19 protein-coding genes are annotated in these 18430 nt (G+C 70.8%); 9 read left to right on the top strand and 10 right to left on the bottom strand.

Features of this window, described 5'->3' with window-relative positions; genetic code table 11:
• Positions 1–182 precede the first annotated feature (182 nt).
• Positions 183–1148, top strand: a complete 966-nt coding sequence (locus tag H6900_11825) for an XdhC family protein (GenBank protein MCC0073966.1) — start codon at positions 183–185, stop codon at positions 1146–1148.
• A complete protein-coding gene (locus H6900_11820; protein ID MCC0073965.1) occupies positions 1148–2149 on the top strand; it encodes a molybdopterin-binding protein in 1002 nt (333 codons plus the stop codon). Before H6900_11825 ends, H6900_11820 begins: the two co-directional genes overlap by 1 nt.
• A 159-nt stretch (positions 2150–2308) precedes the next feature.
• Here H6900_11820 and H6900_11815 read toward each other — a convergent pair whose 3' ends face one another.
• Positions 2309–3454 carry an MFS transporter gene (locus H6900_11815; protein MCC0073964.1) on the bottom strand — a complete coding sequence of 382 codons (1146 nt, stop codon included), beginning with the start codon at positions 3452–3454 and terminating at the stop codon, positions 2309–2311.
• A 176-nt stretch (positions 3455–3630) separates the two neighbouring features.
• Between H6900_11815 and H6900_11810 the strand changes: the two genes are divergently transcribed.
• The 4 genes from H6900_11810 (at position 3631) to hemF (ending at position 7004) form a co-directional block, all read left to right on the top strand.
• Positions 3631–4251 (top strand): 50S ribosomal protein L25/general stress protein Ctc, encoded by a 621-nt coding sequence (locus tag H6900_11810; protein MCC0073963.1) that lies wholly within the window; start codon positions 3631–3633, stop codon positions 4249–4251.
• 129 nt (positions 4252–4380) lie between these two features.
• Positions 4381–5058 (top strand): aminoacyl-tRNA hydrolase, encoded by a 678-nt coding sequence (locus tag H6900_11805; protein MCC0073962.1) that lies wholly within the window; start codon positions 4381–4383, stop codon positions 5056–5058.
• Positions 5055–6068: a DUF2332 family protein gene (locus tag H6900_11800; protein MCC0073961.1), complete on the top strand. Its 1014-nt coding sequence runs from the start codon at positions 5055–5057 to the stop codon at positions 6066–6068. The genes H6900_11805 and H6900_11800 overlap by 4 nt, the downstream gene beginning before the upstream one ends.
• 66 nt (positions 6069–6134) lie before the next feature.
• Complete coding sequence (gene hemF / locus H6900_11795) at positions 6135–7004, top strand: oxygen-dependent coproporphyrinogen oxidase (GenBank protein ID MCC0073960.1); 870 nt, start codon at positions 6135–6137, stop codon at positions 7002–7004.
• On the opposite strand, the gene H6900_11790 is transcribed toward hemF, so the two are convergent.
• From H6900_11790 to H6900_11780, 3 genes are all read right to left on the bottom strand, one after another.
• A complete protein-coding gene (locus H6900_11790; GenBank protein MCC0073959.1) occupies positions 7005–7520 on the bottom strand; it encodes a PIN domain-containing protein in 516 nt (171 codons plus the stop codon). It lies immediately after the preceding gene.
• Entirely contained in the window at positions 7513–8715 is a 1203-nt protein-coding gene (locus H6900_11785) for a class I SAM-dependent rRNA methyltransferase (protein ID MCC0073958.1), read from the bottom strand. Before H6900_11785 ends, H6900_11790 begins: the two co-directional genes overlap by 8 nt.
• A 127-nt stretch (positions 8716–8842) precedes the next feature.
• Complete coding sequence (locus H6900_11780; GenBank protein MCC0073957.1) at positions 8843–9001, bottom strand: hypothetical protein; 159 nt, start codon at positions 8999–9001, stop codon at positions 8843–8845.
• 232 nt (positions 9002–9233) lie between these two features.
• Here H6900_11780 and H6900_11775 point away from each other — a divergent pair, with 232 nt between their 5' ends.
• Positions 9234–11039 carry a phosphogluconate dehydratase gene (locus H6900_11775; protein MCC0073956.1) on the top strand — a complete coding sequence of 602 codons (1806 nt, stop codon included), beginning with the start codon at positions 9234–9236 and terminating at the stop codon, positions 11037–11039.
• A 9-nt stretch (positions 11040–11048) separates the two neighbouring features.
• Here H6900_11775 and H6900_11770 read toward each other — a convergent pair whose 3' ends face one another.
• The 3 genes from H6900_11770 to H6900_11760 form a co-directional block, all read right to left on the bottom strand.
• The gene (locus H6900_11770) at positions 11049–11384 is read right to left on the bottom strand and encodes a carboxymuconolactone decarboxylase family protein (protein MCC0073955.1); all 336 of its coding nucleotides are present in this window, start codon (positions 11382–11384) and stop codon (positions 11049–11051) included.
• 69 nt (positions 11385–11453) lie between these two features.
• Entirely contained in the window at positions 11454–12086 is a 633-nt protein-coding gene (locus H6900_11765; GenBank protein ID MCC0073954.1) for a DUF938 domain-containing protein, read from the bottom strand.
• Positions 12086–13156, bottom strand: a complete 1071-nt coding sequence (locus H6900_11760; GenBank protein MCC0073953.1) for an FAD-binding oxidoreductase — start codon at positions 13154–13156, stop codon at positions 12086–12088. Before H6900_11760 ends, H6900_11765 begins: the two co-directional genes overlap by 1 nt.
• Before the next feature lie 132 nt (positions 13157–13288).
• Between H6900_11760 and H6900_11755 the strand changes: the two genes are divergently transcribed.
• Together H6900_11755 and H6900_11750 are read left to right on the top strand one after the other, a co-directional pair.
• Positions 13289–13942: a lysoplasmalogenase gene (locus H6900_11755; protein ID MCC0073952.1), complete on the top strand. Its 654-nt coding sequence runs from the start codon at positions 13289–13291 to the stop codon at positions 13940–13942.
• A gap of 61 nt (positions 13943–14003) precedes the next feature.
• Entirely contained in the window at positions 14004–14837 is an 834-nt protein-coding gene (locus H6900_11750; GenBank protein ID MCC0073951.1) for an MBL fold metallo-hydrolase, read from the top strand.
• A gap of 30 nt (positions 14838–14867) precedes the next feature.
• Here the strand turns inward: H6900_11750 and H6900_11745 are convergent, their stop codons facing one another.
• From H6900_11745 to H6900_11735, 3 genes are read right to left on the bottom strand one after another with little or no spacing between them, the layout of a single operon-like run.
• Entirely contained in the window at positions 14868–16346 is a 1479-nt protein-coding gene (locus H6900_11745) for a carboxypeptidase M32 (protein ID MCC0073950.1), read from the bottom strand.
• Between the two features lie 2 nt (positions 16347–16348).
• Complete coding sequence (locus H6900_11740; protein MCC0073949.1) at positions 16349–17494, bottom strand: COX15/CtaA family protein; 1146 nt, start codon at positions 17492–17494, stop codon at positions 16349–16351.
• A gap of 47 nt (positions 17495–17541) precedes the next feature.
• A complete protein-coding gene (locus H6900_11735) occupies positions 17542–18291 on the bottom strand; it encodes an RNA methyltransferase (GenBank protein MCC0073948.1) in 750 nt (249 codons plus the stop codon).
• Positions 18292–18430 lie beyond the last annotated feature (139 nt).

The raw sequence follows: 18430 nt of genomic DNA, 5'->3' as shown, positions 1-18430 counted from the left end.
CCCCCCCCCGCGGGCGCGCAGGATCAGGCCCCGTCAGCCAACTGGGGCTTGAACCCGGCCGCCGTGTCCCTCCCGGTCGCGGCGGCCGACCCTCTCTCCCCCCCCCCTCGCCAAAGGTCGCGCTGGAAATACCCCGGGTCGGGCGTCATACTGCCCCCAGTCCGGCCGCCAGAGGAGCCGCCATGCAGCACGACCGTATCCCCGAAATCGCCCTTGACTGGCATCGCCAGGGCCGCGGCGCCGCGCTGGCCACGGTGATCGAGACCTGGGGCTCGGCGCCCCGTCAGGCGGGTTCGCAATTGGCAATTTCGGGCGCGGGCGAGATCATGGGCTCGGTCTCGGGCGGCTGCGTCGAGGGCGCGGTCGTGGTCGAGGCACTGGAGGCGCTGGCAGACGGCCAGCCGCGCCTGCTGACCTTTGGCGTCAGCGACGAGACCGCGTTCAACGTCGGCCTCGCCTGTGGCGGCACGATCCGCGTGCTGGTGGAACCCGTGGGCCCCGCCATGCCCGAGGCCCTGCTGGCCGCCGTCGTCGCGGCCCGCGCGGCACGGCGCCCGATCGCCTATGGCGTCACGCCCGAGGGCTGGACCCGCCGTCTGCTGGGCCCGGACGACCACCCGGCGCGCTTTCGTGCCGACCGCTCGGGGATGGAGGACACGGGCGAATTTGTCGCCCTGTTCAACCCGCCGCTCAAGATGCTGATCGTCGGCGCCGTGCACATCGCCCAGGCGCTGGTGCCCATGGCGCGGCTTGCGGGCTACGACCCGGTGGTCATCGACCCGCGCGAAGCCTTCGCCAGCGCCCAGCGGTTCCCCGAGACGCGCCTCAGCCACGACTGGCCGGACGAAGCCCTGAACGCCGAAGGTCTCGACGCCCGCACGGCCGTGGTCACGCTGACGCACGACAGCAAGCTCGACGATCCCGCGATCCTGACCGCCCTGGCCGCGCCGGTGTTCTATCTGGGCTGCCTCGGCTCGACGCGCACCCATGCAAAGCGGCTGGAGCGGCTGCGGGCCGCCGGGATCAGCGACAGCCAGATCGCCCGCATCCATGCCCCCGTGGGCCTGGACATCGGCGCGAAAAGTCCGGCGGAAATCGCGGTCTCGGTGCTGGCCCAGGTCACCCGGGTGCTGAGGCAGGGCGCCTGATGGACTTTGGCCCGGTCCCGCTGGAACAGGCGCTGGGCGCAGTCCTGGCGCATTCGGAACCGCTGGCGACCGGCAGACTGCGCAAGGGCACGGTGCTGGAGGAACCCCATCTGGCCGCGCTGGCCACGGCCGGGTATGCGCGGGTGACGGTCGCGCGTCTGGGCCCCCAGGACATGGACGAGGATTCCGCCGCGCTGGCCCTGGCGCGCGCGCTGGCCCCCGAGGGATGCGGCCTGCAACTGCAAGCGGTGGGCACGGGCCGGGTGAACCTGCTGGCCGACGGGCCGGGCCTGGCGCGCATCGACGCGGGCAAGGTGCACGCGGTCAATGCCTGCGACCCGGCGATCACCCTGGCGACCGTGCCGGAATGGCACCGCATGGACCAGGGCGGCATGGTCGCGACCGTCAAGATCGTCGCCTATGGTCTTGAAAAAGCATCTGTTTCCAAGGGATGCGCGCTGGGCGCCGCGGCGCTTTCCCTGGCACGACCGGTGCTGGACACCGCCAGCCTGATCGAAACCACCACCGGCGCCCGAACCGGCGCGGGCGGCAGCGACAAGGGGTACCGCGTCACCGCCGAGCGGCTCTATCGGCTGGGCGTGAAGATTGGCCCGGAATGCCTTGTATTCCATGACGAAAATTCCATATCTGACGCGCTGCGAAAAGCCGAGGGCGCGCTCTTGCTGATCCTCACCGCCTCGGCCACCTCGGATGAACGCGACACCGCGCCCAAAGCCTTGCGCCGCGCCGGTGGCACGGTCACCCATTTCGGGATGCCCGTGGATCCGGGCAACCTGCTGTTCCTGGGAACGCTTGGCGCGCGCCCGGTGGTCGGCTTGCCGGGCTGCGCCCGCAGCCCGGCGCTGAACGGCGCGGATTTCGTGCTGGAACGGCTGATCTGCGGCGTGCCGGTGGCAGGCGACGACATCCGCCGGATGGGAGTCGGCGGGCTGCTGAAGGAAATCCCGACCCGCCCGCGCCCGCGCAACCGTCGCGATTGAGGCCACCGCCGGGAGGGTTTTCCACCCTCCCGGACCCTCCCGGAGGATATTTTCAGCACAAAGAAGGGGCTTAACCCTTTGTTAAACATGCACTTCTTTGTGCCCGAAATATCCCGGGGGTGAGCCGCGCACGCGGCGAGGGGGCTGGCCCCCTTGCCTTTACCCGCGCCGGGTCAGGGCCTGCGCCAGGATCAGGGCGCCCGCCAGCACCAGCAGGATCACCCCGAACGAACCGCGCAGCCCCGCCACTTCGGCGATCAGGCCCAGAAGCGGCGGTCCGACAAAATAGCCCAGATACCCCAGCACCGTGGCGCGGGCGATGGCGCGGGTGCGGGTGGCCTCGGGACTGGTGCGGCCGACGAGCGACAGCGCCGTCGGCACCACCACCGAGACGCCCAGCCCCAGCACGACAAATCCGGCAAAGGCCCAGGCCTGGCCGGGGGCCGCGATCACCAGCGCGACACCCAGGATCGTCACGCCCAGGCCCGCGCGCAGAAGCGTGCGGTCGGCGATCCGGGCACTGACGCCCTGACCCGCCAGCCGCCCCAGGCCCATCGTCAGGGCCATCAGCGCCGGCGCCAGCGACCCGGCCCCGGTGGCGCCGCCCAGGTCGCGCTCCACATAGAGCGCGGACCAGGCCTCGACCGCGTTCTCGGTCATCAGCCCGGCCAGGATCAGACCCCCTCCCAGGATCGGCAACAGGCCGAGGCGCCCTCCCTTGTGTCCCGCGGGTCGCGCAAGCCCGGCGATGGCGCCGTCGCGTTCCCAGCTTGTCAGCCCCAGAACCGCCACCAGAACCGCGACCGTGCCCAGGATCGCCGGCGCCCCCAGTCCGACCGACCGGGCCGCCCCGGTGGCCACCGCGGCGGCGGCGAAGGCCAGCGAATAGAGCGCGTGGTTCAGGTTCATCAGGCTGCGCCCCGCGCCCGTCTCGATCGCCGAGAGCCGCGCGTTCATGAAGACGTCCAGCGCCCCGGTGGCGGCCCCCATCGCCATCATCGCCGGCACGAAGGCCAGTGCCGAGCCCGCGCCCGCCATCAGCGCCAGCGCGCCGGCCATGGCCAGCGCGAAGGTGGGCAGCGCGGCACGCCCCAGCGGCCCCCCCAGGCGCGGCGCGAGGGTCATCATGCTGATCGCCGCGACCGAGCCCCAGATCAGCAGCGCGCCCATCGCGCCGTCGCTGACCCCCATTGCGCCCTTGATATCGGGCAGCGCCGCGTTGAAACTGCCCCAGACCAGCCCCATGCCCGCAAAGCAGACGGCGGGCGCGCGCGACAGGCGCAGGGCATGGGCGAAACCGGGCATCGGGCGCTCTGACGGTTGGGAAACGGTGGCGGGGCACTCAACCACGGCGCGCGGCCGGGGTCCAGAGGTGCAGATACCCTCTTTCCTTCGCGGCCGTTCTCGGCTATGCGGCCCCGGTCGCGCATCCACCCTTGGAGGGGCGTGACCTGTAACCAACCGAATTTAGGAGAACCGATATGGCTGGTGAGATCCACGATCTGATCGCCGAGGTCCGGACGGGGTCGGGCAAGGGGGCCGCTCGTCAATCTCGTCGTGCGGGCAAGGTGCCGGGCGTTGTCTATGGTGGCGGCGCCGAGCCGCTGAACCTCGACTTCGACTTCAACTATCTGCTGAAAAAGCTGAAGCAGGGCCGTTTCCTGTCGCAGCTGTGGAACCTCAAGGTCGAGGGTCAGGACGATGTCCGCGTGATCTGCCGCGCCGTGCAGCGCGACGTGGTCAAGGACCTGCCGACCCACGTCGATCTGATGCGCCTGCGCCGCACCTCGCGCATCAACCTGTTCGTTCACGTCGAATTCGTGAACCACGCCGCTGCCCCCGGCCTGAAGCGTGGCGGCACGCTGACCGTGGTGCGCCCGGACGTCGAACTGAACGTGCTGGCAGGCGACATCCCCGAAAAGCTGGTGGTCGATCTGACCGGCAAGCAGATCGGCGACGTCATCCACATCGAAGACATCGCCCTGCCCGAGGGCGTGAAGCCTGCGATCCACCGCAACTTCGTCATCGCCAACCTCGCGGCGCCCTCGGGGCTGCGTTCGGCCGACAACGAAGACGGCGACGAGGAAGCCACCGAGGAGTAATCCTTGCGCGGGTGACGCTTTGGAACCCCCGTCCTGTCCAGGGCGGGGGTTTTCGCTTGTCCACCCCGGGGGCCCCGCGGACGCGCGGCCCCGTGGACAGCGCCGCCGCCCCAAGGTAGACAGCCGGCCATGAAACTCATCGTCGGCCTTGGCAATCCCGGCGCGCAATACGCGCGCAACCGTCACAACATCGGGTTCATGGCGCTGGACCGTATCGCGCAGGACCACGGTTTTACCGGCTGGAAGGCGCGCTTTCAGGGCCAGGTGGCCGAGGGGCGCCTGGGCGGCGACAAGGCGGTCCTGCTGAAGCCCCAGACCTTCATGAACCTGTCCGGGCAATCCGTGGGCGAGGCGATGCGCTATCTCAAGCTGACCCCCGCCGATGTCATGGTGCTGCACGACGAACTGGACCTGGCGCCCGGCAAGCTCAGGTTGAAACAGGGGGGCGGGCACGCCGGGCACAACGGGCTTCGCTCGATCATTCAGCATATCGGCGACGGGTTCGCGCGGGTGCGACTGGGGATCGGCCACCCCGGGCACAAGGACGCGGTCGCGGGTTATGTGCTGCATGATTTCGCCAAGGCGGACGAGGACTGGCTCGACGATCTGCTGCGCGGGATCGCGGACGGGGCGGATGCACTGGCGGCGGGGGACGGCGCGCGGTTCCAGAACGCCGTGGCGCAGCGGGTCGCGCCGGCGCGCAACGCGGGGCGCGCGCCGCCTCCGCCCACCGCAAAGCCCGCCCCCCAACCCGCGACCGAAGACAGCCGCAGCCCGTTGCAGCGGCTGGCGGACAAGTTCCGGTGACCGCGCGGCTGCGCGCGGCCCTGCGCCAGCAAGCGGATGCCTGCGCGGCCCTGGGCAGTCCGTTCATGGCGCGGCTGTGCACGCTGCTTGGCGAGCGGCTGACCGACGACACCCCCTTGACGCGCCGGCTGTTCGACTGGCCGGGAGAACTGGGCCCGGCGGGGGCATCGGTGCCGCTCAGGCTGGCGGGCGCGCTTCATGCGCTGGTGCTGCAAGGGCACGCGGACCTTGCCGCCGTCTATCCCCCGCACCCGTCCAGCGACGCGGCACTGTGGCAGGCGGTGCGGGCGGCGCTGGCGCGCGAAGCGGCCTTTATCGAGGGCTTCGTTCAAAACGCGCCGCAGACGAACGAGGTGCGCCGCGCCGCCGTGTTGATCGCCGCCGGCCACTGGCTGGCCGCGCGCCATCCCCTGCCGATGGTGTTCACCGAACTGGGCGCCAGCGCCGGGCTGAACCTGATGTGGGACCGATTTGCCCTGGGCCCCCTGGGGCCGGCCGATGCCGTGCTGCGCCTGACGCCCGACTGGCAGGGCGCCCTGCCCGCCCCTGCGCCGCTGCGCGTGCGCGCTCGTGCGGGCGTCGATCTGAACCCGATCGACGTGACCGACCCGGCGCAACGGTTGCGCCTGCTGGCCTATCTCTGGCCCGACCAGCCGCACCGCCGCACCCTAACCGAGGCCGCGATCGCCGCCGGCCCGCCGCAGCCCGAACGCGCCGACGCCGTGGATTGGCTTGCCAGCCGGCTGGCCCCACGGCCCGGCACCCTGCACCTGATCTGGAGCACCGTCGCCTGGCAATATCTGCCGGCCGCGCGCCAGCGCGAGGGGGCCGCGCGGATCGAGGCCGCCGGCGCGCGCGCCTACGCCGACACCCCGCTGGCCTGGCTGCGCTACGAGGCCGACGGCGACGGCCCCGGCGCGGGGCTTTTGCTGCGGCTGTGGCCCGGCGACCGGACCATCGCGCTGGGGCGCGCCGATTTCCACGGCCGCTGGGTGCGCTGGACCGCCTGAGGCATTGCGCGCACTGGCCTTTCCCCGCGCCCTGTTGCTAGAACACCGGCAGAGAGGGAGACGCGCATGACCGACGCTTTCGACACCCGCAAGACCCAGGCCGCGGACTGGTTCCGCAGCCTGCGCGACACCATCACCGCCGCCTTTGAGGCGCTGGAGGACAGCACCGACAGCGACCTGCCCGCCGGCCGGTTCGAGGTCACGCCGACCGAGCGCGACAGCGGCGCGGGCGGGGGCGGCATCATGAGCGTGATGCGCGGCGGGCGGCTGTTCGAAAAGGTCGGCGTGAACTGGTCGGCGGTGCATGGCACGCTGGGTGAGCGCGCGCAAAAGGCGATGGCGGCGCGTGGCGTCCCCGGCATGACCGACGACCCGCGTTTCTGGGCCTCGGGCATCAGCCTGGTCGCGCATATGCGCAACCCCCATTGCCCGGCGGTGCACATGAACACGCGGATGTTCTGGACCCCGGGCGCCTGGTGGTTCGGCGGCGGCGCCGACCTGAACCCTTGCCTGGAATACGCCGAGGACACCGCGCATTTCCACGCCGCCATGCAACGCGCCTGCGATGCGCACGACGCCAGCTATTACCCCCGGTTCAAGACCTGGGCGGACGAGTATTTCTTTGTCCCGCACCGGGGCCGCGCGCGGGGTGTCGGCGGCATCTTCTATGACGACCTGAACACCGGCGACTGGGCGGCGGACTTTGCCTTTACGCGCGCCGTGGGCGAGGCCTTTCTGCCCGCCTTTGCCCCCTTGTGCGAAAAGCGCCGCGCGCAGCCCTGGACCGAGGCCGACCGCGACGCGCAACTGATCCATCGCGGGCTTTATGCCGAATACAACCTGGTCTACGACCGGGGCACGAAATTCGGGCTGGAGACGGGGCACAACGCGGATGCGGTTCTGATGAGCCTGCCGCCGCTGGCGAAATGGGTCTGATCAGCGTTCCAGCGCGCGTCCCAGCCGGGGAAGCCCTGCCTTCTTCAGCGCCTTGCGCAGATCGGGGCCGGTCAGCCCCGGCCAGACGCGCGCCACCTCGGTTTCGACCGGCGCGTTGGCGGCCAGCCACAGGTCCATGGTGAAGGCGTCGGGCGAGACCGCGCGGATCGCGTGAGGTGCCAGCGCCCGGCGGGGAAAATCGCGCAGGTTCTGGGTCAGCAGCACCGCGGCCCCTCCGGCGATGGCTGCCGCCAGCACATGGCGGTCGGCGGCATCGGGCAGATCCAGAAGCGCGGGCGCGCCGGGCGGGCACTCGGACCCCGGCCAGCGGGCCTGCATCCGCGCCAGCGCCTGCGCCGCGCCGCTCTCGCCCTTGCGCGCGGTGACATGCAGCCATTCCGCCGCCACCCCCGCCGACCAGAGCGGGGTAAACAGCCCCCTGTCCGCCAGGCCCAGAACCAGGTCGCGCAGGATCGGCGGAAACAGCACGCAGGTGTCCAGAAAGACCCTAGTCAAGCCGATACGCCAAGGCTTTCAGATAGCCGCTTTCCGCCAGTTGCGGCAGCATCGGGTGATCCGGCCCGGCGAACCCCGTGTGCAGAAGCTGCCCCTGTCGCCCGCCCTTGCCGATGCCGCGCGTGCAGGCGGCGCGGAACTGCGCCAGATCGGCGGCGTGCGAACACGAGCACAGCACCAGGAAACCGCCCGGCGCGACCACCTGCGCGGCCATGCGGGCGATGCGCTCATACGCCCTCAGGCCCGCGTCCAGCGCCTGACGGTGCGGCGCAAAGGCGGGCGGATCGCAGATCACCAGATCGAACACCGCGTTTTCCGCCGCCAGCGCCTCGAGCGCCTCGAACGCATCGGACTGGCGCGTTGCAAAGCGGTCGGCGGCGCCCATCGCGGCCGCGCCCTGCTCGGCCAGCGCCAGCGCCGGTTCCGATCCATCGACCGCCAGCGCGCTGACCGCCCCCGCCGCCAACGCCGCCAGACCGAACCCGCCGACATGGCTGAACACATCCAGCACCCGGCCCCCGCGCGCCAGACGCGCGGCAAAGGCGTGGTTGTCGCGCTGGTCGTAGAACAGGCCGGTCTTCTGCCCGCCGGTGAGGTCGGCCATGTAGACCGCGCCGTTCATCGGCACCGCCACCGGCCCGGCGACGGCCCCGGTCAGCACCTGCGTTTCCTCGCTCAGACCTTCGAGCGCGCGCGCGCGGCCCGATCCGTTCTTGATGACCGTGCGAACCCCCGTCACCCGTTGCAGCGCCGCAACCAGGGTGTCCAGATTCGCCTCGGCCCAGGCGGCGTTGGGCTGGATCACCGCGGCGTCGCCGAATCGGTCGATGACGACACCGGGAAAGCCGTCGGCCTCGGCATGGATCAGCCGGTAGAAGGGCGCGTCATAGAGCCGCGTGCGCAGCGCCTGCGCGCGGGTCAGCCGGACCTCGAACCAGGCGGCATCGAGCGTCGCCTCGGCGTCGCGATCCAGCATCCGGGCGACGATCCTGGATTTCGGGTTGACCGTGACCAGCCCCATCACGCGCCGCTCGGCATCCTCCAGAACCGCCAGCGCGCCCGGTTCCAGCGCGCTGGTGCGCCGGTCCAGCACCAACTCGTCGGCATAGACCCAGGGGAACCCGTGGCGGATGGCGCGGGCCTCGGCCTTGGGGCGCAAGCGGACCACGGGGCGGCTGTAGGGGGTCGAGGTCATCGCGGGGCTCCTGTCGGGGGTTGCTTTCCCATACCGAAGCGCGCCGCGCGGCGGAAGGCCAAAGCGACACCGCCCCGCACCGGAGGGTCCGGGCGGGGCGGCAATCAGGCGCGCGGAAAAGCGCGGGTCAGGCGTGCTGGGCCGCGCCCGAACGGGCGAACCGCGCAACGACAAAGCGCCAGGCGGCGCGCACGCCGTCGGCCATCATGCGGGCCTGCATCGCGCGGGCGTTGCGTTCGATTTCCAGCAGGTCCATGCTGGAGGGAATGGTCATTTGCGGGGTCATGTCGGTCGTCCTTGTCGTTCTGGTTCGTTCGGCCTGACGGGGCCGATCCTCATGCGCCGAAATTATGCCGCGTTGCAGCAAGGCACCAGTGCCATCGCAGCATTTCCGCCCTGCGCTGACTGCAAGGCTCTGCCCTGCCAGGTCCGGGAACGCCCCGGGGGCGCGGCGCTTGCGCCGTTAGCGATAACCAACTATTCCTCGGCGATCCCCGCCGTTTTCGATCAGGCCTGCCATGCCCCTCGACCCTCGTATTCGTGCCGTCACCGACCGCATCGCGGCCCGCTCGCGCCAAAGCCGGGCCGCCTATCTGGAGCGGTTGCGCCGGGCGGCCGATACCGGACCGGCACGCGCGCATCTGTCCTGCTCGAACGCGGCCCATGCCTATGCGGCGATGGGCCCGGATCAGGCCGCGCTGGCCCTCGGGCGGCAACCCAATATCGGTATCGTCACGGCCTATAACGACATGCTCAGCGCGCATCAGCCGTTCGAAACCTACCCCGACCTGATTCGTCGCGCCGCGCGGGCCGCCGGCGCCACGGCCCAGGTGGCGGGAGGGGTTCCGGCGATGTGCGACGGTGTCACGCAGGGGCGCGCGGGGATGGAACTGTCGCTGATGTCGCGCGACACGATCGCGCTGGCGGCGGCGGTCGCGATGAGCCACGACTGCTTCGATTCCGCGCTGTGGCTGGGCGTTTGCGACAAGATCGTCCCGGGTCTGGTGATGGCGGCGGCGAGTTTCGGCCATGTGCCGGCAATCTTCGTGCCGGCCGGGCCGATGACCTCGGGCCTGCCGAACGACGAAAAGGCCCGCGTCCGGCAGGCTCATGCCACGGGTCAGGCCAGCCGCGCCGATCTCATGGCGGCCGAGATGGCCAGCTATCACGGCCCGGGCACCTGCACCTTTTTCGGCACCGCGAACACCAACCAGATGCTTCTGGAGATCATGGGCCTGATGCTGCCCGGCGCGGCCTTTGTAAACCCGGGCACCGGCCTGCGCGACGCCCTGACCGAGGCCGCCGTGACCCGCGCGGCGGCGATCACGCGCCTGGGCGACGACTGGCGGCCGGCGGGGCACATCCTGACCGAAAAGGCCTTTGTGAACGGGCTGGTCGGGTTGATGGCGACGGGCGGTTCGACCAATCTGGTGCTGCACCTGCCGGCCATGGCGCGGGTCGCCGGGATACAGCTTGACCTCGAGGATTTCGCCGCCGTGGCGCAGGCCGTGCCGCTGATCGCCAAGGTCTATCCGAACGGGCTGGCCGACGTGAACCATTTCCACGCCGCCGGTGGCCTGGCGTGCCTGGTGGGCGACCTGCTGGACGCCGGGTTGCTGCATGAGGATGTCGAAACCGTCGCCGGCACGGGCCTGCGCCACTACACGCGCGAACCCCGGCTGATCGACGGCGCGCTGACCTGGGTCGAGGGGCCCCGCGACAGTTTGAACGACCGGATTCTACGCCCGGTGCGCGACCCTTTCCAGCCGACCGGCGGGTTGACGCAGTTGCGCGGCAACCTGGGCACCGGGGTCATCAAGACCTCGGCCGTGGCGCCTGAGCGTCATGTCATCGAAGCGCCCGCGCGCATTTTCAGCGATCAGCAAGCGGTGAAGGCGGCGTTTCAAGCCGGCGCGTTCACCGCGGATACGGTGGTCGTCGTGCGCTTTCAGGGACCGCGCGCCAACGGGATGCCCGAACTGCACGCGCTGACGCCCGTGCTGTCGGTGTTGCAGGACCGCGGGCTGAAGGTGGCGCTGGTGACCGACGGGCGCATGTCCGGCGCGTCGGGCAAGGTTCCGGCGGCGATCCATGTCGCCCCCGAGGCCGCCGCCGGTGGCCCGCTCGCGCGGCTGCGCGACGGCGACCTGGTGCGGCTCGATGCGGTGAACGGCCGGCTTGACGTGCTGGCCGAAGGGTTCGACGCCCGCGCCCCCGTCACCGCCGATCTGTCGGCCAACGACTGGGGCACGGGGCGCGATCTGTTCGCCCGGCTGCGTCAGGGCGCGGGCGACGCGACCGAGGGGGCCTCGATCCTGTTCTGACGCGCCGCTTCAGGCCGCCAGTTGATCCCAGACCTCGAGCGCGCGTCCGGCGTTCATCACGACCGGGCCGCCGCCCATTTGCAGGCACATCGCCAGCACTTCGGCGAATTCCTCGCGCGTGGCGCCCAGCTTCATCAGCACGTCGATGTGGAACGCCACGCAATCGTCGCAGCCCTGCACCACGGCAATGCCGACGGCGATGTATTCCTTTTCCTTGGTGCTCAACGCGCCCGGTTCCTTGACCGCGGCGCTGAGCTGACCGAAGCCCTTCATCGGCGCGTTGACCGCCTTGATGAGGGCGCGCGAGCGATCCTTGATCGCGGCGAGATCGGCCTTGGCGTCCATGATATTCCCCTTTGCGAATATGGCTGTCCCCCGAATGCCACGGGGGAAAACCCGAATCCTTGATTCAGGTCAATCGCGGCGCGTGACCAGCATGAGGTTTCCCGCGGGCATCTCGGTCAGCGACACGCGGTGCAGGCCGGCGGCGGCCAGGTGGTCCTGCACCCAGGCGATATCCTTGTAGCCGATCGCGGGATCCTCGCCTCTGAGGCGCGCGTCAAAGGCCACGTCGCCTTCGGTCACCAGCCGGCCGTCGCGGCGGAACGGACCATAAAGGGCAAACACCCCGCCCGGCACCAGCGATTTGGCGGCCTCGTCCAGCAGGGTCCGGGCCTCGGGCGTGGAAATCAGGTGCAACAGGTTGGCAAGCAACAGCGCGTCGGCATCGCCGCGGCCCCAGCCCGGGGCGCAGGCATCCAGCAGCACCGGGTCGCGCAGGTTGGGCAGCCCCGCCCCCCACGCCCGGACCGAGGCGAAATTCGCCGCGTTCGCGTCCGAGGGCTGCCAGATCAGCCCCGGCCAGCGGCGTGCATAGGCGGCGACGTGCTGGCCCGAACCGCTGGCCAGTTCCAGGACCCGCCCCGAGGGTGGCAGCACCGACGCGAGAACCTGCGCGATCGGCGCGATGTTGCGTTCGGCCGAGGGGGACACGCGGCGGTCGCCTTCGGCGCGGCTCCAGGAATCGGGTTGGGCGGGGCGGCGCATCAGCGGAACCGCGCCGGCGACAGGGCGCGCAGGACGGAGTCGGGCTGGCCCGAGGGCGGCCCCCCAGCGGTTTCCGCCAGCACCGCGGCCGCGGCGGGCGCGGACAGGAACCCCTGCCCGCCCTGTCCCGCGCACCACAGGAATTCGGGCACCAGCGGATCGGGACCCAGCACCAGCGCCCGGTCGGGGGCAAAGCTGCGCAGCCCCGCCCAGGAGGTTTCGACCCGCGTCACGGGCGCGGTCACCATCTCTTCGTAACGCGCCAGCCCCTCGGCCAGGACCATGTCGTCGGCCCAGGCATCGTGCGGCTCGGCGGGGTCTTCCTCGCCGGGCGAGACCAGCAGCTTGCCGGCCTGCGGTTTCAGATACCAGCGTTCGGCCACGGCAAAGATCATCGGCCAGCCCATCACCGCCAGCCCGGGCGGTGCGGGCAGTTGCGCGATCGACCGGCGCAGCGGCTGGATGCCGATCGGCGGCAGGCCGGCCATCACGGCGATCCGGTCGGCCCAGGCCCCGGCGGCGTTGACCAGCCGCGCGGCGGCGACCTCGATCCCGCCGGCGGTCACCCGCCAGCCTTTCCCGTCGCGCACGATGGCGGTCACCGGCGCAGCGGTGCGAATCACGCCGCCCGCCGCGCGGATCGCCCGGGCATACCCCTGCATCAGGCGATCGGTGTCGATATCCTGCGCGGTCTCGGTCGCGGCGGCGAACGCCAGGGTCGCCGGGTTCAGGATCGGCACGCGCGCGATGGCCTCGGCCGGGGTCAACGGGGACAGGCACAGCGCCTCGGCCTCACGCGCGAAATCCCGTGCCTCGTCGGCCTTGCCCACCAGCATCAGGCCGCGCGGCGACAGCACCCCCTGCGCCCTGAGCCCGGCCTCGCTGGCGCGTGCAAGCGCCACCGTGGCCGGGGCGCCGTAATCGGCCTCGTACAGCGCGGCCGACCGCCCCGAGGCGTGATAGCCCAGCGTCTCCTCGGCTTCCAGCACCAGCACGCGGGCACCGGGCGCCAGCGCCGCCGCCGCCGAGAGGCCGGCGACACCGCCGCCAATGATCACGAAATCCAGCATGTTTCCTCCGTCGTCCGATGGCGGGGCCCGTGCCGATGGGTGGCATTGACGCGCGCCGGATGCAAGCCGCAAGCGCCCCTTGCATAATGGCGCAACCGGCCTACTGTTGCCGCCGCAACAAAGGAGCCTTGGGTGAGTCTGGCCCTCTATGTCCTGGCCGTCGCCACGCTGGCCGCGTTGGCCTATGGACTGCTGCACAGCGGGCGGTCCCGGACCGGGCTGATGCCCAGCGTGACAAAGACCCTGGCCACCGCGCTGCTGGCGCTGGCCGGCTGGCTTTCGGGCGCGCCGGACTGGGCGATCGCCGGGCTGGTTCTGGGGGCGGCGGGCGATTTCGCGCTGTCACGCCCGGGCACGCCGGCCTTTCTGGCCGGCATGGCGGCCTTTGCGCTGGGGCATCTGGCCTATGCCTGGGGGTTCTCGGGCGGCTGGGCGCACACCGGGGCGTTGCCGGTCACGCTGTGGGTGGCGCTGGCGGCGATGCTGGTCCTGGGCGGGGTGACGCTGCGCTGGATCGCGCCCCGCGCGGGCGTGCTGGCCTGGCCGGTGCGCGGCTATACGCTGGTCATCGGGGCGATGGCGTTGACGGCGGCGGGCATGGCCGACGGTCCCGGCGTCGGCATGATCCAGTTGGGGGTCACGCTGTTCGTGGCCTCGGACCTGGTGCTGGCGCTGGGACTGTTCGTCGCCACGGACGCCTATGCGCGCCGGCTGGCGGCACAGGTGCTGTGGCCGCTCTACTGGGGGGGACAGTTGCTGATCCTGCTGGGCGCGCTCTGCTGCTGAGCGCGGTTGCCCTCGGCGCGCGGCGTGCTAGCTTTTGCCCACAACCCAAGGGAGGACGCGCATGACCCGTATCGCCACCCGCACCGTCGGTGCGGCCGAGGTGACCATCCTGACCGATGGCGGCATCGATTTCGGCACCGAATTGTTCCCGGGCACCCTGCCCGACCACATCGCCGCCCTGATGCGCCGCCAGCACGCCGCCAGTATCGCGACCAACTTCAACGCGGTGCTGATCCGCGAGGCCGGGCGCACCGTGCTGTGCGACGCGGGGCCGCGCGACCTGTTCGGGCCGACCTGCGGCTTCCTGCCCCAGGCGATGGCCGAGGCCGGCCTGGACCCCGTGCAGGTGGACACGCTCTTTGCCACGCATCTGCATCCCGATCACATCGCCGGCATGATCACGCCCCAGGGCGCGGCGGTGTTCCCCAACGCGGAACTGGTCGTGACCCGCGCCGAACAGGCGTTCTGGGCCGACGAAGCCGCGACCGGCGCGATGCCCGACCCGCTGCCCGACTGGGCGGCGCTGGCGCGCGCGGTGCTGGCCGCCTATGGCGACCGGCTGCGCCTGATCGGACCCGAGGACCCGATCGCCCCCGGCCTGACGGCGATGCCGCTGGCGGGCCACACGCCCGGGCACAGCGGCTGGCGGCTGAGCAGCGGCGACGGGCACCTGATTCACGGCGGCGACATCATCCACGCGCCGGTGTTGCAGGCGGCGGACCCGAACATCGCCATCGCCTTTGACCTGGACATGGACACCGCGCGCGCGACCCGCAAGCGTTTGCTCGACGAACTGGCGACCGACGGCGCGCTGTTCACCGGAGGGCATTACCTGCGACCGGCGTTCCACGTCGCCGTGCGCGACGGCGACGGCTACCGGCTGGAACGGCCGTAACGCGCTGCGGGGGCCTGACGGCCCCCGCCCTCAGAGATCGTAGATCCCGGCGAATTTGGCTTCGAGGTAGTCGAGCAGCGGCTCTTCCGTCGGCGCAAAGCCGCAGGCCCGCGCGATGGTTTCGCGCGGCTCGTAAAGCCCGCCGTGGCGCTGCACCTTGTCGTGCAGCCAGGCGGTGGCCACCGTGGGCCGCCCCTCGGCCAGGGCCAGGTCGATGTCGGGCAGGTCGGCGCGCAGGGCCTTCATCAGGCAACCGGCATAGACATTGCCCAGGCTGTAGGTCGGGAAATACCCGAACAGCCCGATCGACCAATGCACATCCTGCAACAGGCCATGCGACGGGCGGTCCACCGCCACGCCGAAATCGTGCTGGAAGCGCGCGTTCCAGGCGGATTCCAGATCGGCCGCTTGCAGGTCGCCCGCGATCAGCGCGCGTTCCAGATCGAAGCGCATCATGATGTGCAGGTTGTAATGCACCTCGTCGGCCTCGGTGCGGATGAAGCCGGGCTGCACCCGGTTCACGGCGCCGTAGAACCCCTCGGGGTCCAGCCCCAGGGGGCCGAACTCGGCCTCCATCCGGCCGTGCAACCAGCCGGTGAAGGCGCGCGAGCGGCCAAGCTGGTTCTCATAGATGCGGCTTTGGCTTTCGTGCACCCCCATCGACACCCCCTCGGCCAGCGGGGTGTAGTGATAGGCCGGATCGATGCCCAGCTCATAGCAGGCATGACCGACCTCGTGCACGGTCGAGTAGAAACAGTTGAACGGATCCGCCGGGTTCACCCGCGTCGTGATCCGCACATCCGCACCCGAACCCGAGCTGAACGGATGCACCGCCAGATCCAGCCGCCCGTGGCCGAAATCGTAGCCGAAAACCTCGGCCAGCGTGCGGCTGAGCCGCATCTGCCCCTCGGGATCGAAACGGCCGGTCAGGGGCGCGGGCTGTCTCGTGGCGCCCAGCAGGCGTTCGCGCAAGGCCACCAGACGCAGCCGCATCCGCGCAAACATCGCCGCGATCTCGTCGCCCGAGGTGCCCGGCTCATAGTCCGACAACAGCGCGTCATAGAGATCGCCGCCTTGCGCCAGCGCCGCCGCTTCCTCGCGCCTCAAGGCGATCACCCGGGCCAGCGTCGGCAGGAAATGCGCGACATCGTCTTGGGCGCGGGCCTCGGCCCAGATCCCCTGCGCCATCGAGGTGACGCGCGCGATTTCCGCCGCCAGGTCCGCCGGCACGCGGGTGTTGCGCTCGTAGCTGCGCCGCGCATGGCGCAAGATCGCCGCGCCGGTCGGATCGGGGGCCTCGGCCGCCTCCAGCCATTCCCCCAGCCGCGGATCGGTGCGCCGCGCGTGCAGGACGCTTTCCATCGCCGCCAGTTCCTCGGCCCGCTGGGCGGCGGCACCGCGCGGCATCAGCGTTTCCTGGTCCCAGCCCAGCCGACCGGCGACCTGCGCCAGCGCCCAGCTCGTGCGCTCATGCGCAAGAAGCGCGGTCCACGCGCTGTTGTGCTGCAAGGTCATGCGGCGGTCCCCCGGATCGTGCCGCCTAGCGGATACTGGGCCAGATAGCGGGCGCGCACGATCAGCACCCACAAGATGACGGCCATCACCTGATGGCTGATGCCCAGGGACACCGGCGCGCCCTGCATCACGGTGACGATGCCCAGCGTGACCTGCGCCGCAAGCCCGGCCAGCACCATGTGGAACGCGGCGCGCGTCGCGCCATAGGCGCTGCGCCGGCCCCGGTTCCAGACGATCACACCGAAGATCACCAGCAGATAGCCCGACAGGCGGTGAATGAACTGCACCGTGCCGTCGTTTTCAAAGAGGTTCCGCCACACCGGGCTCAGGTCCCACATGCCCGGAGGCAGGACCCCGCCCGCCATCCAGGGCCAGTCGGTATACCCGCGCCCGGCGTCGATACCGGCCACCAGCGCCCCCAGCAGGATCTGGAGAAAGGCGAAATGCATCAATCCGGTGGCCAGCGAGAACAGCCGCCCCTCGCGCCCGCGCCGGGCCTTCAGCAGCGCCGCCTCGCTGCGCCCCAGAAGCAGCGCATACCACGCCAGCACGCCCAGGATGACAAAGGCCAGCCCCAGATGCGTCGCCAGCCGGTAACTGGCGACCGCGACGGTGCCCTCGCCCTGCGTGATGCCCGAGGATACCATCCACCAGCCGATGGCCCCCTGAACGCCCCCCAGCACGCCCGGCAGCGCCAGCCGCCCCGCCCAGCCCGCGGGGATCTGGCGGCGCAACCAGAACCAGGCGTAGCCCAGGAACCAGACCAGCCCGATCGCCCGCCCCAACTGGCGGTGCGACCACTCCCACCAGTAGATCGCCTTGAACTGGTCCAGCGTCATGCCGGCGTTCAGCAGGTGGAACTGGTCGATGCGCTGATAGAGATCGAATTCCGCCTGCCAGTCGGCCTGGGTCATCGGCGGCAGGGCGCCGGTGATCGGCCGCCATTCGGTGATCGACAGGCCCGAATCCGTCAAGCGCGTCAGCCCGCCGACGGCGATCATCGCCACCACCATGGCGAACATAAGCCACAGCCAGACCCGGATCGCCCTGCGCGCGCCCCGAGGCCCCTCGATCCCGGCGCCACGCGGGGCCGGTTGCGCCGCTGGCGCCGCGGTGTCCTCGAATATTGCCCGTTTGGCCATGCGCCTCTCCTCGTTTCGCGCCAAGCTATTGCGCGGCTGCGGGGGCTTCAAGGGCGCCCGCGCACCAGTTGCCGCAAGATCCCGTGCAGGGTCTGGACCTCGCTGCGCGTCATGCCCCAGCGTCTCAGCATGTTGCGCAGGTTCAGCTTCATCCCCGGCGCCTTTTCCGGCGGAAAGAAGAACCGGGCGGCGTCGAGCTTTTCCTCGAAATGATCGCCCAGTTTCTCGATCTCGACGGCGCTGGCCAGATCGGTGCCGGCCAGTTCCAGCCGCGCCCCGGGGGCGTCGGTTCCCTGGCGCATCCATTCATAGGCCGTCAACAGGACGCCCTGCGCCAGGTTGAGCGAATAGAACCCCGGGTTGACGGGGATCGTGACGATGGCATTGGCCTGCGCCACGTCCTCGTTCTCCAGCCCCGCGCGCTCTGGCCCGAACAGAACCGCCACGCGCTTTCCGGCGGCCACCATCGCGCGCGCCTCGGCCATCGCGGTTTCCGGGGTGAGGACGGGCTTCACCAGACCACGCGCGCGCGCCGTGGTGGCATAGACATAGTCGCAATCCGCCACCGCCGCCGCCACGTCGGCGAACACGCCCGCATTCTCCAGCACCGGCGACGCGCCCGAGGCCATCGCCACCGCGGCCGGATTGGGCCAACCGTCGCGCGGCGCCACCAGCCGCATGTGCTCCAGCCCGAAATTCAACATCGCCCGCGCCGCCGCGCCGATGTTCTCGCCCATCTGCGGACGGGTCAGCACGATCAGAGGCGAAGCCCCGAGGTCGGAAGACAAGGCGCGCATGACAATCCCCTTTCGCCCGCCCGCATAGAACGCGGCCGGGCCAGATCACAACCCCCGTGCGCGTCTTTGTGCCGCAAATATCCTCCCGGGGATTCTCAAGGGGGTGGAAAACCCCCTTGAGGCGGGGGGTCCGGGGGGC

This window comes from Rhodobacter sp. (genome assembly GCA_020637515.1).
Taxonomy (GTDB): Bacteria; Pseudomonadota; Alphaproteobacteria; order Rhodobacterales; family Rhodobacteraceae; genus Pararhodobacter.
This window is presented reverse-complemented; position numbering and strand designations above follow the sequence as displayed.

Excerpts from the sequence above, each read along its gene's own strand:
- H6900_11815 (MCC0073964.1), bottom strand. The coding sequence starts at position 3,454 with ATGCCCGGTTTCGCCCATGCCCTGCGCCTGTCGCGCGCGCCCGCCGTC.
- H6900_11750 (MCC0073951.1), top strand. The coding sequence starts at position 14,004 with ATGACCCGTATCGCCACCCGCACCGTCGGTGCGGCCGAGGTGACCATC.
- hemF (MCC0073960.1), top strand. The coding sequence starts at position 6,135 with ATGACCGACGCTTTCGACACCCGCAAGACCCAGGCCGCGGACTGGTTC.
- H6900_11805 (MCC0073962.1), top strand. The coding sequence starts at position 4,381 with ATGAAACTCATCGTCGGCCTTGGCAATCCCGGCGCGCAATACGCGCGC.
- H6900_11810 (MCC0073963.1), top strand. The coding sequence starts at position 3,631 with ATGGCTGGTGAGATCCACGATCTGATCGCCGAGGTCCGGACGGGGTCG.
- H6900_11770 (MCC0073955.1), bottom strand. The coding sequence starts at position 11,384 with ATGGACGCCAAGGCCGATCTCGCCGCGATCAAGGATCGCTCGCGCGCC.
- H6900_11820 (MCC0073965.1), top strand. The coding sequence starts at position 1,148 with ATGGACTTTGGCCCGGTCCCGCTGGAACAGGCGCTGGGCGCAGTCCTG.
- H6900_11775 (MCC0073956.1), top strand. The coding sequence starts at position 9,234 with ATGCCCCTCGACCCTCGTATTCGTGCCGTCACCGACCGCATCGCGGCC.
- H6900_11785 (MCC0073958.1), bottom strand. The coding sequence starts at position 8,715 with ATGACCTCGACCCCCTACAGCCGCCCCGTGGTCCGCTTGCGCCCCAAG.
- H6900_11740 (MCC0073949.1), bottom strand. The coding sequence starts at position 17,494 with ATGGCCAAACGGGCAATATTCGAGGACACCGCGGCGCCAGCGGCGCAA.
- H6900_11765 (MCC0073954.1), bottom strand. The coding sequence starts at position 12,086 with ATGCGCCGCCCCGCCCAACCCGATTCCTGGAGCCGCGCCGAAGGCGAC.
- H6900_11760 (MCC0073953.1), bottom strand. The coding sequence starts at position 13,156 with ATGCTGGATTTCGTGATCATTGGCGGCGGTGTCGCCGGCCTCTCGGCG.
- H6900_11780 (MCC0073957.1), bottom strand. The coding sequence starts at position 9,001 with ATGACCCCGCAAATGACCATTCCCTCCAGCATGGACCTGCTGGAAATC.
- H6900_11735 (MCC0073948.1), bottom strand. The coding sequence starts at position 18,291 with ATGCGCGCCTTGTCTTCCGACCTCGGGGCTTCGCCTCTGATCGTGCTG.
- H6900_11825 (MCC0073966.1), top strand. The coding sequence starts at position 183 with ATGCAGCACGACCGTATCCCCGAAATCGCCCTTGACTGGCATCGCCAG.